General features: G+C 35.0%; 17 protein-coding genes and 1 riboswitch. Of the genes, 6 read left to right on the top strand and 11 right to left on the bottom strand.

Annotated elements, in window-relative coordinates; all coding sequences use genetic code 11:
- Window positions 1–157 precede the first annotated feature (157 nt).
- Window positions 158–248: riboswitch (glycine riboswitch) on the bottom strand.
- Between the two features lie 141 nt (window positions 249–389).
- Window positions 390–2,045, top strand: a complete 1,656-nt coding sequence (locus GMJ66_RS13345) for a DEAD/DEAH box helicase (RefSeq protein ID WP_156290812.1) — start codon at window positions 390–392, stop codon at window positions 2,043–2,045.
- Window positions 2,032–2,805: a YqhG family protein gene (locus tag GMJ66_RS13340; RefSeq protein WP_156290811.1), complete on the top strand. Its 774-nt coding sequence runs from the start codon at window positions 2,032–2,034 to the stop codon at window positions 2,803–2,805. The genes GMJ66_RS13345 and GMJ66_RS13340 overlap by 14 nt, the downstream gene beginning before the upstream one ends.
- A 48-nt stretch (window positions 2,806–2,853) precedes the next feature.
- On the opposite strand, the gene GMJ66_RS13335 is transcribed toward GMJ66_RS13340, so the two are convergent.
- Window positions 2,854–3,033 (bottom strand): YqzE family protein, encoded by a 180-nt coding sequence (locus tag GMJ66_RS13335; RefSeq protein WP_156290810.1) that lies wholly within the window; start codon window positions 3,031–3,033, stop codon window positions 2,854–2,856.
- A 162-nt stretch (window positions 3,034–3,195) separates the two neighbouring features.
- Between GMJ66_RS13335 and comGA the strand changes: the two genes are divergently transcribed.
- Both comGA and comGB read left to right on the top strand, forming a co-directional pair.
- Window positions 3,196–4,221, top strand: coding sequence for a competence type IV pilus ATPase ComGA (comGA, locus tag GMJ66_RS13330; protein ID WP_156290809.1), 1,026 nt, complete (start codon window positions 3,196–3,198; stop codon window positions 4,219–4,221).
- Window positions 4,169–5,215, top strand: a complete 1,047-nt coding sequence (comGB, locus tag GMJ66_RS13325) for a competence type IV pilus assembly protein ComGB (RefSeq protein WP_156290808.1) — start codon at window positions 4,169–4,171, stop codon at window positions 5,213–5,215. The genes comGA and comGB overlap by 53 nt, the downstream gene beginning before the upstream one ends.
- A gap of 103 nt (window positions 5,216–5,318) precedes the next feature.
- Here the strand turns inward: comGB and GMJ66_RS13320 are convergent, their stop codons facing one another.
- From GMJ66_RS13320 to GMJ66_RS13300, 5 genes are all read right to left on the bottom strand, one after another.
- Window positions 5,319–6,083 carry a hypothetical protein gene (locus tag GMJ66_RS13320; RefSeq protein WP_156290807.1) on the bottom strand — a complete coding sequence of 255 codons (765 nt, stop codon included), beginning with the start codon at window positions 6,081–6,083 and terminating at the stop codon, window positions 5,319–5,321.
- A gap of 36 nt (window positions 6,084–6,119) precedes the next feature.
- Complete coding sequence (locus GMJ66_RS13315) at window positions 6,120–6,707, bottom strand: replication-relaxation family protein (RefSeq protein WP_197046698.1); 588 nt, start codon at window positions 6,705–6,707, stop codon at window positions 6,120–6,122.
- Complete coding sequence (locus tag GMJ66_RS13310; RefSeq protein WP_156290805.1) at window positions 6,643–7,866, bottom strand: FtsK/SpoIIIE domain-containing protein; 1,224 nt, start codon at window positions 7,864–7,866, stop codon at window positions 6,643–6,645. The genes GMJ66_RS13315 and GMJ66_RS13310 overlap by 65 nt, the downstream gene beginning before the upstream one ends.
- A complete protein-coding gene (locus GMJ66_RS13305; protein WP_156290804.1) occupies window positions 7,863–8,096 on the bottom strand; it encodes a hypothetical protein in 234 nt (77 codons plus the stop codon). The genes GMJ66_RS13310 and GMJ66_RS13305 overlap by 4 nt, the downstream gene beginning before the upstream one ends.
- 140 nt (window positions 8,097–8,236) lie before the next feature.
- Entirely contained in the window at window positions 8,237–8,413 is a 177-nt protein-coding gene (locus GMJ66_RS13300) for a hypothetical protein (protein ID WP_156290803.1), read from the bottom strand.
- Window positions 8,414–8,549: 136 nt separating this feature from the next.
- On the opposite strand from GMJ66_RS13300, the gene GMJ66_RS13295 reads away from it, so the two are divergent.
- Window positions 8,550–8,741, top strand: coding sequence for a helix-turn-helix transcriptional regulator (locus GMJ66_RS13295; RefSeq protein WP_156290802.1), 192 nt, complete (start codon window positions 8,550–8,552; stop codon window positions 8,739–8,741).
- A 245-nt stretch (window positions 8,742–8,986) separates the two neighbouring features.
- Here the strand turns inward: GMJ66_RS13295 and GMJ66_RS13290 are convergent, their stop codons facing one another.
- On the bottom strand, window positions 8,987–9,316 hold the full coding sequence (locus tag GMJ66_RS13290; RefSeq protein WP_156290801.1) for a YolD-like family protein: 330 nt from the start codon (window positions 9,314–9,316) through the stop codon (window positions 8,987–8,989).
- Between the two features lie 142 nt (window positions 9,317–9,458).
- On the opposite strand from GMJ66_RS13290, the gene GMJ66_RS13285 reads away from it, so the two are divergent.
- Window positions 9,459–9,800, top strand: a complete 342-nt coding sequence (locus tag GMJ66_RS13285; protein ID WP_197046697.1) for a helix-turn-helix domain-containing protein — start codon at window positions 9,459–9,461, stop codon at window positions 9,798–9,800.
- Between the two features lie 220 nt (window positions 9,801–10,020).
- Here the strand turns inward: GMJ66_RS13285 and GMJ66_RS20460 are convergent, their stop codons facing one another.
- The 4 genes from GMJ66_RS20460 to GMJ66_RS13265 form a co-directional block, all read right to left on the bottom strand.
- A complete protein-coding gene (locus GMJ66_RS20460) occupies window positions 10,021–10,998 on the bottom strand; it encodes a peptidoglycan recognition protein family protein (protein ID WP_197046696.1) in 978 nt (325 codons plus the stop codon).
- Entirely contained in the window at window positions 10,998–11,237 is a 240-nt protein-coding gene (locus GMJ66_RS13275; RefSeq protein WP_156290799.1) for a phage holin, read from the bottom strand. The genes GMJ66_RS20460 and GMJ66_RS13275 overlap by 1 nt, the downstream gene beginning before the upstream one ends.
- A gap of 14 nt (window positions 11,238–11,251) precedes the next feature.
- Window positions 11,252–11,563 (bottom strand): hypothetical protein, encoded by a 312-nt coding sequence (locus tag GMJ66_RS13270; RefSeq protein ID WP_156290798.1) that lies wholly within the window; start codon window positions 11,561–11,563, stop codon window positions 11,252–11,254.
- A gap of 73 nt (window positions 11,564–11,636) precedes the next feature.
- On the bottom strand, window positions 11,637–11,837 hold the full coding sequence (locus GMJ66_RS13265; RefSeq protein WP_156290797.1) for a hypothetical protein: 201 nt from the start codon (window positions 11,835–11,837) through the stop codon (window positions 11,637–11,639).
- Between the last annotated feature and the right edge of the window lie 30 nt (window positions 11,838–11,867).

Raw genomic sequence — 11,867 nt, 5'->3', positions numbered from 1 at the left:
GTGGTTTACAATAGAAAAACTCGCATCCGCTCGTCTTTTAGCGAATGTGGTATTTTTCTTATACTTGGCACGTTAAAATTTTAGCTACGTCAAATCCACTTCTTTGCTAAAATTTTATACCCTCCTAAAAGTATAAAGTAAACTCTCTCCAGAGTTGCGTCCCACAAGAGTCTGTTTGCCTGAGAGATTCGCTTTAGTGCTTGCTCCTTCGGCGTTACTACATTAGTAAACTCTCCCCTTGTAATCATCCGCATCATATTATGAAGAATTGTTGGTTATACTAAATATGCAGTATTGATAAATCCTTAATTTATTTTTGTATTATACCACATTTAACAGAAAAAGATATAGTAAATCCAAATTTTATTACTAAAAAGAGGGAGTATTATATGGATTCTATTGAAATACAAAAGGATTCGAATTTTATAGCGGAATTAGAATCAACCTTGGAAAATGATGGACCATATTCCAGCTGGGAACTTTTCTCTATGGCCTATCAAGCAGAACTTACAACGATGACTCCAGAATTTAAAGGGTTACGTGCACTCGAATATTTGCCACACATTCAATTTCTGGATCATCAAATTGATGCTGCGGAACAAGTGATAGAAACGATGAATGGAAGAGCCATATTAGCAGATGAAGTCGGTTTAGGAAAAACGATTGAAGCTGGCTTGATATTAAAAGAGTATATGATTCGTGGTTTAGTTAAGAACGCACTTATTTTAGTTCCTGCGTCCCTCGTTAATCAATGGGTTCGAGAGTTGAATGAGAAGTTTTATATTCCAGCCATTGCCCATCGAAAAAATTATAATTGGGACCAGAACATTATTATTTCTTCATTGGATACGGCCAAGCGTTCTCCACATCGGGAAAAAATCCTGGATATTGAATATGATTTTATTTTAATTGATGAAGCACATAAACTTAAAAATCATAAAACCAAAAACTATGAATTTGTTCGCTCTTTAAAGAAAAAATATTGCTTACTGTTAACAGCAACCCCAGTACAGAACCGCCTAATTGAAATCTTTAATTTAATTTCAATATTAAAACCGGGGCATTTAGGAAACTATGAATCCTTTTTGGAGAATTATGGAAAAGGCCGTAATCAAATCAAACAGGATGCCTATTTAAAACAACTGATTCAAAAGGTAATGATTCGTAATACGAGAAAAAATACTACTTTAAATAATACAAAACGTAATATTGAAACAGTGTGGATAGACTTTAAACCTGAAGAAAAAGAAGTATACCAAGACCTGGAGGAAACCGCTTCGACATTCTCCAGTTTTTCAAAGATTACTTTTTTGAGAGAAATATGCTCATCCAGAGAAGCGTGTTACCTTTCTTTAAAAAAATTAATGGATGAAGGAAATGGAGAGTCACAGATTCAGCCAATTATTTCTAAAATTGAACAACTCCCCCATCATGCTAAAGCCGAGAAATTAGTGGAAATAATTAAACAGTTTGGTGATGAGAAAGTGATTGTGTTTACCGAATATCGTGCAAGCCAATTATATCTTCAGTGGTATTTAAAGCAACATGGTATCTCCTCTGTTCCATTCCGTGGAGGATTTAAACGCGGTAAAAAAGACTGGATGAGACAACTGTTTCAAAACCATGCACAAGTACTGATTGCAACAGAAGCAGGTGGGGAAGGTATCAACCTTCAATTTTGCAATCACTTGATTAATTATGACCTGCCGTGGAATCCTATGCGGTTAGAACAGCGAATTGGACGTATTCACCGCTATGGTCAGGAAAAAGATGTCCATATTTATAATTTTGCAACCAAAGGAACTATTGAAGAACATATTATGACACTGTTATATGAAAAGATTAATTTGTTTGAACAAGTTATCGGCAATCTGGATGCTATTTTATCAGAACTAAATATTTCCAGTATGGAATCGGAATTGGAAAACATTTATAATGAATCCACTTCGGCTGGTGAAGTAAAGATTAAACTGGATAACTTAACTAGCATTATCCAAAACTCAATAGACGAAACACAAGGGGAGCAAAGTTATGGCTATAGCTAATTTGGAAAATTTTTTACAGAATTACTTTATATTTCATCGATGTGAAATTTTAGAGAACGAAGATGGATTGTTAAAAATTCAGTTGACGGAAGAAATGGATCGCGCCTTAATGAATCGCCCTTTTTATTGGCACTATATTAAAAAGATTGGACAAAAGGGAGAACCAATGCAACTCACCTTAATAACCAATCCTGAAAAAAGAGAAGAGAAAGGAGATTGGGTTCATTTTGGAAGTCCAAGGTTACAGCAAATAATCAACCATCTTAAAGAAAATGAAAAATTCACCAGACTATTTCAAAAGGTGTCTGCAGACAAAAACACTGCTATGTATCCCTGGCTCGTCGTCAATTTAAAAATCAGTTACAAAGGAAAACATAAAAAGGATGAAGTAATTTCTATTGGTCTTCAGCTTGTTAACGGAAAAATGCGTCTAGAAATGATGGATTACTTAAAAGAACTGCCTTTACAGACGGCCATTTCTGATTATTGCTACACCATCTCCCCCCTTATCAGACTGCAAAGTGGATACAAAAGAATTGAGGCTGTAATATCCAATTATCTCGAAAATCAAACCCACGGGTGGGCGGAAGAATCCATTGAAACATTACATGAAGAGATTCAAACACTAAAACATTTTTATGAAGGGCGTACCGAAGAAGAGGAACAAATGCAAAAAGAAATAGAAGAAATCAAAGAAAGATACCAGCCTGTCATTTCCTGCGAAGTGATAAACGGTGGCTTGTTTTATTTAACAGAATAAACAAATATGTTCCTTATGTATGAAAAAGGCAGAATAGCCGATATGCAGCTATTCTGCCTTTTTTCTTAAAGATTTTATTACAAATGGCAGGACACCAAACCACCGATTGGATAATCCTCCTGGTGCTTTCTTTTGTTCTAATTTTCGCTTTCTTCTTTCCTCTGTCGGTAAATCCAAATAAGAAACAACTTGTTCGGTAACATATTTTAAATAATCATTACCAGACATCCTCTTCACCTCATTCTCCCTATGTATTATTAGATTAAACCAATCCATAAAAATATATTCAAAAAAATTTTAAAAAAATGTTGCGAAAAAAGAAGGAGTTTGAAGAACAGTGTCGAATAAAGTGATGTAGAAAAATTAAATCATGAAGGAGTTGACAATGGATTGAGTTCTGCTTCATCGCTTTCTGCCACTATATTAAAAGGAGCCTTCGGACATCATGCATCTGACATTCATTTCTATCCATTTACTTCCCAAACAGCTATTTACTTTCGAATCCATGGTAAACGAATCTTATACAAAAATATTTCCATGAACCAGTACCAGCTACTTCTTACCTTTTATAAGTTTACTTCAGGCATGGATATTGGAGAAACGAGAAAACCTCAAAACGGAATCATTGAACACCAACAGGGAGATGATTTTTACTCACTTAGACTATCCACACTTCCTACTCATCATTTAGAGAGCCTAGCCATTCGAGTTCTTCCACAAACCCAAAGCTATAACCTGAAAAATCTTTTTCTATTCCCTTATCAATATAAAAAAATCAAACAATGGATCCAAAAACGTTCTGGAATTATACTTTTTACAGGACCAACTGGCAGTGGAAAGACCACAACGTTATATGCACTGCTACATGCTTTACTAAAGGAAAATTCTTATCAAACGATTTCTTTGGAGGATCCGATTGAGAAAGAAGTAAAGGATATTCTTCAAGTTCAGGTAAATGAAAAAGCAGGTATTTCCTATCAATCAGGATTAAAAGCTGCACTAAGGCATGATCCTGATATCCTTATGATTGGAGAGATTCGTGATAAATATACAGCAAAGTTTGCCTTTGAAGCTGCTTTAACCGGCCATTTGGTAATGAGCACATTACATGCTAAAAATGCGGTTGGTACTATTCATCGTCTGCAGGATATGGAAATAAAACAAATAGATTTGCAGCAGTCCCTTATCGCTGTAGCGGCTATTCAATTATTGCCTTTAACGATAAATGATCAAATAACCAGACGCGCTGCAATATTAGAACTATTGGATGGAAGGCTTCTTGACAATGTACTGAAAGGTGGTGATTTAAACCATTTGACGGATTTTCAGTCATTTCAGCACTTAAGAAAGAAGGCATACGCATATGGATTTATTTCTGAAAAAGTTCTATTCGAATACCAAGTTACGAATGAATAAAGAAGAACAGTTGAGATTTCTGCAGCGATTGTTGCGATTACTGAAAAATGGATATCCAATTCTTCAAGCATTGGATAAGATAAAATGGGACAGACATTTGTCAGCATCGGCATCCATTGTTATCAATGCCTTAAAAAACGGAGATACGATAGATCAGGCATTTGAAAAAGCTCATTTTCATCACACCATTACTTCCTTTTTATATTTTATACGAGCCAACAATGATCTGGAGGGAAGTTTAGAAAAGTGTATCAATATGTTTCAACAGCGTATGACTAACGCGAGAAAGTTTAAGCAAATCTTAAGGTATCCTCTCATTTTGTTTGTAATTTTCTCCTTATTGCTTTATATTATCAAGCAATCTGTTCTTCCCTCCTTTGCGGAAACTTTCCAATCTGAGTCCAGTACATCCATTAACTACTCCATCATGTTCATTGATTTTCTAAGTTCTTTTCTAATCTTAAGTATAATAATTTTCATCACGTTAAGTCTTATTTGGTTATTGTTCAAATCTTATATACCAATCGAAAAAAGCATACAGCTGTATAAAAAGATCCCTGGTTACAGGGATTATCTTCGGATGCAAAGTTCATATTTTTTCGCATCCCACTTCAGCTCTCTTCTTAAAACAGGCATGTCCTTCAAAGAAATCCTGCAGCATATGTCAAATCAGCAGAAATTACCCATTATATCTTATTGTTCAAAGTTCATAACAACGCAGTTAAACGAGGGCATTCATTTGAGCTATGCTTTATCCCGTTTATCATTTCTAGATAGGCAGCTGATTTCTATATTTCAAAAGGATACAGATGTTCAAGCACTGGAAATGGACCTTTCTGTCTATGTTGAGGTTTTAATGGAAGAAATGGAAATGAGAACAATAAAAATCTTTACGTTGTTACAGCCCATCTTTTTTATTATTATAGGAAGTTTTATCATTTTTATTTATGTCTCTCTAATGTGGCCAATGTTTCAATTAATCAAAACCATTTAAAGGAGTGTTTATTATGTTTAAAAACAATCACGGATTCACGCTGATCGAAATGAATATAGGCGAATACCCATAGTTAAAAATAAAGAGCGGAAATTAATCCGCTCTACTCTTTAATACTTATACTCCACTCATCCCCAGCTGTGATGTCCAGATAGTAAATAGCGTCTTCTTCAATAGTTGCAATATAGTTCCCTTCATAATTCCCAATTTCATTAAAAACGCCATCTATTCTATCTCCGTAAACACCTAAAAGATGTACCATGAAATTCCCTTCGTCATTATGTTCACCTGTAAATTCTAACCTGCTATTTTTAAAATAGAAGGGTCCAAGGGTTTGATTACCGCTTCCGTTAAATGTTCTTTCCTCGACAAAATCATCTTTGTAAGGTTGATCTATTTTAAAAGTCCAATCGCCTGCACTGGATACTTGTAAAATGTGTTCACCTTCGGCTAAATTGAGAAATTGATGACCTTCATAATTCCCAATATGATTAGCAACAGATCCTATTCTTTCTCCAGTAGTTCCATCTTCAACGTGAGCCATAAAATTGGATGTTCCTTCATTAGTTGAAGTAAATTTAACCATTCCCTCTACCATTACATTAAAAACGTGGGACTGACCACCGCTCCCTTGTATAGTTTCGGTTTCTTCTAGAGACATTACGCTTTGCAAATCTTTGTATAAATCTTCTTGAGTCTCTTCTTCAACTACTTCTTCGTATGAGGTTTCTTCTGTATCGTTATTACTCTGTGTTTCATAAGTTTCATTTGCCTCAGTTTCATCCGTTTCCTCTACAGATGTGTCATTCGCATCCACATTACACGCTGTTAAAAATAATACGATTGCTATTACAATTAACTTCTTCAATTCATTCTCCCCCTGCCAATTTTTACCTACATCTTATCATACTATTTCCTCATGTAGATAAATTTCACAAAATAAATTCATCTCTTTGGCCAACGATTTCAATTTTTCTTTCCTTACCTCAAAACGAACTACCCACACGATAGTAGGAAAATAACCTAATTGCTTTTGAAACACTCCGCTTTCTTTAAATGCTTTATACTTCTCCATCTTCTTTACATTCGTATACCATTTCTGTACATTATCCACTTCTAAAAATTTATACGTTGATCCAGAGTAAAAATAAGCATCTGGTGTAATTGCTACCGGTTTTAAAAATTCTCGTTCTGATTTCCAACCTGTCGGCTTAAAATAAATATAGGCGTCATTTCTCATTAACTTATGCTGCACCTGGTTATTAACTCTAAACTGTTTTTTAGCACCAACCAGGGTAGCACCTTTTTTATTTAGGTAATAAGCGTTCTCTTGAAGTCTGATTGAATTAGTATAGTCTTTAAGGGATTGCATAATGAAGTTTGTATTACGAGTGCTTTTCGTTTGGTGTAGGGTTTGAATTTGGCTTCTAGTCATGATCTCTAAATTCGATAAGGTTGTCAGTATCTTCATTCTTCTTTCGTCCAACCTCATTGGTGACATCCTTTCGCTTAGATTCGTAATAATCCTGGAGTAGTTTTTCCATTTGGTTATCGGTTATTTTTGGGACTTGAAGCTTATACATACTAGCACCATCTTTAAATATGGCCCTACCTGGTATCTTTTCTAATTCCGCAGCTTGAGTATTACCCTCTCCCAATACAACTTCACTAGAGTACCCATTTTGCAATTTAAAACTAATCTTTGCATCACAGTTTTGTTTTATCTGTCGTGGAAGAACATCGGCTGTCGTATATTGAGAAAAGAATAATTCTCGAAATCCAAACGCTCCACCTATCCTAGCAATGTGAGAGAGCATCCACTGGCATTCAGCGTGCATATCCTTCTCTTGTTTACTCATAAACTTTTCTGGAACTAAGTCTCCAGCCTCATCGATTATGACAAACCTTCTTTTCTTCAGTGGAGATTCTACAATGTTTGACCAACCATTTTCACGGTAGAAAGCTTTTTCTCCTTCCAGTATCATCATTACTTCCGTTAACAATTGGTGTGTTTCATAGACGTTTTTAGCAACGGCTTTTACTTGTTTTAAATTTTTATAGCGGTCAAATTCCACACCCGCTTTTAAATCAATGAGAAACAATTCAACATCTTCTGGATGATTAGCAATAAGTGAAGTAATCATAACTTTCATTAGATTGGTTTTTCCATACCTTGTGGTACCCCCTCCAACCATATGCGGAGTAGCATCAAAATCATGAGTAATTAATTCTTTATACGTTTTACCGATGGGTACTTTCCAGCCTTCTAATTCTTCATCTTCATAATTCCATTTCCTAGGCAGGTCCGTTTCATAAACATTCACGTGCAGCATCCCTCCATCAAATTCAATTTCCACATTCTTATGCAGGCCGTCTTTAAACACACCAATATTATCATTCAAATATTCCAGCTTTTTATAAGGTAATCCAAGGGGTAAACGGTAAACATAAAGCATACCTATTGATTCTTCATTTTCGTTTGTAATGGCTTCTTTACGGATAAATTGTGGCTTTTTAATCTCATTTCCTTGTGTAGTGATCCAAGTCTTTGTGTATTCGAATATCTTTTCAATCTTCTTTTTATCAGACATATTTGTGGTGCGAATAGCAGACAATAAAAGTAAACTTGCTCCGATGGATTCTATAATCATGAGTAATTATTCTCTTCCCAGCCAATAATGATGTCCCCATTTCTCCCCCTGGCTTTACAGATATACTTTTTATCGAACTCCCACGCTGTACTAAAACCACCTAAATCATAACTAGGGTATTGATCTTGCAAATATTCAAGAAAACCATCCTCTCCATGTTCCCGAACAAATGACTTGGCTTCACTGTGATTCATCATCCCATCAAAGAATCCAGTTGTTTTCTTTAGCATTTACCTATCCCCTTTCCAGACAAGTTTCTTCTGGTAATTCTCTTAGTATTACCTGATTAGTAGTTAAGTGTGTAACTTGTACTTTCCTTACTACACCTGCCTTCACACGCTTAATTTTCATTACTTTTTAACCGGAACTATTATGAGATATTTAAGAGAAATGTTTTTGTTATTTCTTTTATCCCCCACCATCCACTCCAAATCGCAAAACCACCTAGCAAAATGTACAAGATTGTGTGATTAATAGATATTTTTCCTTGTTTTTCTAAATACGCCATGGTCAATAACGTTACGCCAACAGAACTGATGATTAACATTTTTCACCTCCTGGTAATGCTATTGGTAAAGTATATGGATGTATAGCTTGTTTGATGACAAATTAGTTTGAAAAATTTAACTAAAAGTATGAAGGATTATTATATTACTACGAAGAATATATTATTGGGTGATAATATGAAAAGTAATATCAATGTGTGGATAGCCAAAAGCGAAATGAGTAAAAAAGAAGTTGCTGAAAAAATGGAGGTAAGTCAAACGGTATTATCAAGATGGATAAATAATAAAAGTAAGCCGTCTTTAGAAAAAGCTTTTAAACTTGCAGAAATATTGGATTGTAAAGTCGATGATTTATACACAAAAAAATAAGCCTCCTAATGGCTGGGGGCTTTAATTAAATATATTCATTTCCTCAAAAAAATCATACTTCTCAATGATCTCTTTATAAGTTCCCTTATCCTTTATGTTGAAATCATTTACAGAATAACACTTCATATGAATTACAGTGTTCCAATCGTCCAAAACTACGGGATCATTATTTTTATAGTATCGTTGACAGTGTGGACATCTTAACCGGTTAAAATCGTCATTTTCGTTCATTAACGTATCCCCTTTTATATAATTGTTACGTCAATTATATCACTGAGGTTAATTTTATCCCTACCCGAATTCTGAAAAATTAATGTATTATTTACATTATCTACTTTGGACAGTTTACCTTTTATCAACTGATAATCATGATCCTTATAATATTTAACCTCAATTGCCAAATCATTGTGGATGGCCATTTGTAGCTTCATCCCTAGTTCTTCCAATTCCTGTTCATCTAGGATAGGCTTTGATTTTTTCTCCTGGTCTTTCCACATATCGTTTAACGCCTGGATGTGTTCCGGCATCATTAATGATGTCCATTTTATGGTTCCGCGATCGTTAACATTACTCATTTTTATGACTCCTTTTAAGAACGTTTGTTCTTATTTTAGCGTTTTTATTTACTTTTGTATATAAAAATGTGCGCATTTTGAACATCTTATTGAAATGTTTCTTCGGTTATGTAAGATTAAAAGAAAAGAGAGGAGAGATTGGATGGAAAATTACGGTGAAATATTAAGAAGAACTCGTAAACAAGCAAATTTAACTCAGCAAGAAATTGCAGAAAAAATATCATGTCACAGAAGTGATATTAGTAAATTAGAACATGACAATATGGGTTTATCTGCTGAAACAATGTTAGAGTGGTTGGCAATTGTGAATAGAGTAGATATATTAATTTTACTTTTAAACGGTTTTGATACAAAAAAGATACTAAAAATAGCTTTTACCGAAAAATACTTAGAAAAATTATCTCAAATTGAACTCCCGCCAGTATCACTGGAGCAACTTAGGGAAAACTTTAAAAATGCTGACAAAATACTTAAAGATTTATAAATCAAGCCCAGGCTTTCCACACCTGGGCTTTATCCTTTTCTAATCGTAAGCTTCCACCCTTACGATTCTGGTAGGCTACACCACATCATAAATTTCTAGCATTATACAAAAAGAAAGTATGTTAGCCATAGAGATTGTACAAAATAAAAAGAGGATGTGCTACATAATTGCATCCTCCCCATTTTCCAAACCCTCTTATTGAGAGGGTTCTTTTTTATGATTAATTAAATAATCTTTCAAACGTAGCCTTACCTGGCAATCCATCTACCGTTAGTTTTTCCTCACCTTGAAAATTCTTCACTGCTTTTTCTGTCTCACTTCCAAAGATGCCATCTACTCCAATATCAAAGCCATAGCAAACAAGGATAGCCTGCAATACCCACGTTAGATTACCTTGAGCACCTTTGCGGATAGTGACAGATGCAGCCTTAGTCTTAGGTCCCCAAATGCCATCAACATTAAGCCCTGCACCAAACTGCTTATTTAATTCCGTTTGATAAGCCTTAATGAGTGCTTTTTTGGTTTCTGGACCAAATAGATTGTCCACTTTAATATTAAAGCTGTAACGGCCATTTAATGTCTTTTGAATGTATGCAATTTTGCCGTCTACTGATTGCGATTTCACTTCTACTCTCGGTGCGGAAACTTTGCTTGATTCTACTTGTTCGATTCCTGCCTCAATATCTGCTTTAAACTGCTCACGGTTAATTCCAAATTTCTTCAAGTAACCATATGGATCTACATGGCTTGTTCCTCCGATGTGTCTTCTTATCCAATCGTGAGATTTAATCCCTTTGTCATTAACAGTTGAGCCAACATCTAATTCAACTGGAATACCAGCATCTTTTGCCAACTTCCTAAGCAGCCATACGTAAGCTGCATAATCCTTTTCAAATGTTTCTTTGTCATCTGTTCTTGCCAATTCAACGTGGGCATAAGAATAAGGATTTGCTTTATGTCCAGCGCCATACTGAAATTTACCAGTCTCGGCAAGCTGTACGATTCTTCCACCACCTCCCACCCAGTGAGAAACAAATGCATTTTTCCAGTTCCTTGTCATGTAGCTAATTTCTCTTTCTAGAGAATCTGGACAAGTATTCCTTGCGTTACCTGATTCGTGTGCAACGACAAAATTAGGTGCTATTAAATTACCCTGTGTTAATCCAGGGATGAATTGTTTTTCGATATGGTAACTCATTAATTATCATCCTTTCTAGGTTTATCATAAGTAAAGGCCTGCTCGCTATCCTTATATCCATCTGTGGTAGGGTCAGCTACTATTCCGGCAGTGATTAATACAGCTAATATTCCTTGTACATATGTCTCGTATACTCCCATGTCCATTAGGCCTAAGTCGGTTACAATTAGACCTATCAAACTAAAAACAGCCACCCAAAATGGATAGCTGCGTAAACGTACTTTCCAGTTGATTTTCATATACTCACCTCCCCTCAATTTTGAATAATGTTAACAATAAGCATTAAAATAGCGACAACCCAACCACCCCAATCTTTAATCGCTGTTAGGGTAGTCACTTTACCGCTTGTTTTAGCCTTCATTTCAGTTACTTCTTTTTTTAATGTTTCAATTTGTTCTCGAAGACCGTTATATTTTTTGATTGTATCTCTGGTTTGCTGCATCTCGGATTGGAGACTGATGATATCTTTTTTCCAACTTGATGATATTTGAGTAAAATCATCTTTAATCGTTAGTATTTGTTCAAACAACTCTTTATTGGTGTACCAAGGTTCTTTTTCACCCATCCCCTGCCTCCTATAAATTAGACATAAAAAATACGCCATTTGGCGCAAAGAAAAAAGCACCTCGATTGAGATGCTATAAAAAAGTATTTTGAAACCAATAAATTAATCCACCTGTTGAAACTATGCCGTAAATATATTTTGTGATTTCTGGAAAAACATCTATTGGTACCAACTTTAGCGCTATATAAGTAACAACATTTAATATCAATAGAATAATTATCAGATAAAAGAAAGGCATTGCCAATTCATTTACTGTGCTTTGCATCACTTCCACTTTATCCCCTCCTACCTATTTTTATCGGTA

It is taken from the genome of Oceanobacillus salinisoli (assembly GCF_009733865.1).
In the GTDB taxonomy this organism is placed as follows: Bacteria; Bacillota; Bacilli; order Bacillales; family Amphibacillaceae; genus Oceanobacillus; species Oceanobacillus salinisoli.
This window is presented reverse-complemented; position numbering and strand designations above follow the sequence as displayed.

Bases quoted from the DNA above. Each gene is read 5' to 3' on its own strand.
- GMJ66_RS13345 (WP_156290812.1), top strand. From the start codon at position 390: ATGGATTCTATTGAAATACAAAAGGATTCGAATTTTATAGCGGAATTA.
- GMJ66_RS13310 (WP_156290805.1), bottom strand. From the start codon at position 7,866: ATGATTATAGAATCCATCGGAGCAAGTTTACTTTTATTGTCTGCTATT.
- GMJ66_RS13305 (WP_156290804.1), bottom strand. From the start codon at position 8,096: ATGCTAAAGAAAACAACTGGATTCTTTGATGGGATGATGAATCACAGT.
- GMJ66_RS13290 (WP_156290801.1), bottom strand. From the start codon at position 9,316: ATGAGTAATGTTAACGATCGCGGAACCATAAAATGGACATCATTAATG.
- GMJ66_RS13300 (WP_156290803.1), bottom strand. From the start codon at position 8,413: ATGTTAATCATCAGTTCTGTTGGCGTAACGTTATTGACCATGGCGTAT.
- GMJ66_RS13335 (WP_156290810.1), bottom strand. From the start codon at position 3,033: ATGTCTGGTAATGATTATTTAAAATATGTTACCGAACAAGTTGTTTCT.
- GMJ66_RS13275 (WP_156290799.1), bottom strand. From the start codon at position 11,237: ATGAAAATCAACTGGAAAGTACGTTTACGCAGCTATCCATTTTGGGTG.
- GMJ66_RS13270 (WP_156290798.1), bottom strand. From the start codon at position 11,563: ATGGGTGAAAAAGAACCTTGGTACACCAATAAAGAGTTGTTTGAACAA.
- GMJ66_RS20460 (WP_197046696.1), bottom strand. From the start codon at position 10,998: ATGAGTTACCATATCGAAAAACAATTCATCCCTGGATTAACACAGGGT.
- GMJ66_RS13340 (WP_156290811.1), top strand. From the start codon at position 2,032: ATGGCTATAGCTAATTTGGAAAATTTTTTACAGAATTACTTTATATTT.
- GMJ66_RS13295 (WP_156290802.1), top strand. From the start codon at position 8,550: ATGAAAAGTAATATCAATGTGTGGATAGCCAAAAGCGAAATGAGTAAA.
- GMJ66_RS13285 (WP_197046697.1), top strand. From the start codon at position 9,459: ATGGAAAATTACGGTGAAATATTAAGAAGAACTCGTAAACAAGCAAAT.
- GMJ66_RS13315 (WP_197046698.1), bottom strand. From the start codon at position 6,707: ATGAGGTTGGACGAAAGAAGAATGAAGATACTGACAACCTTATCGAAT.
- comGB (WP_156290808.1), top strand. From the start codon at position 4,169: ATGGATTTATTTCTGAAAAAGTTCTATTCGAATACCAAGTTACGAATG.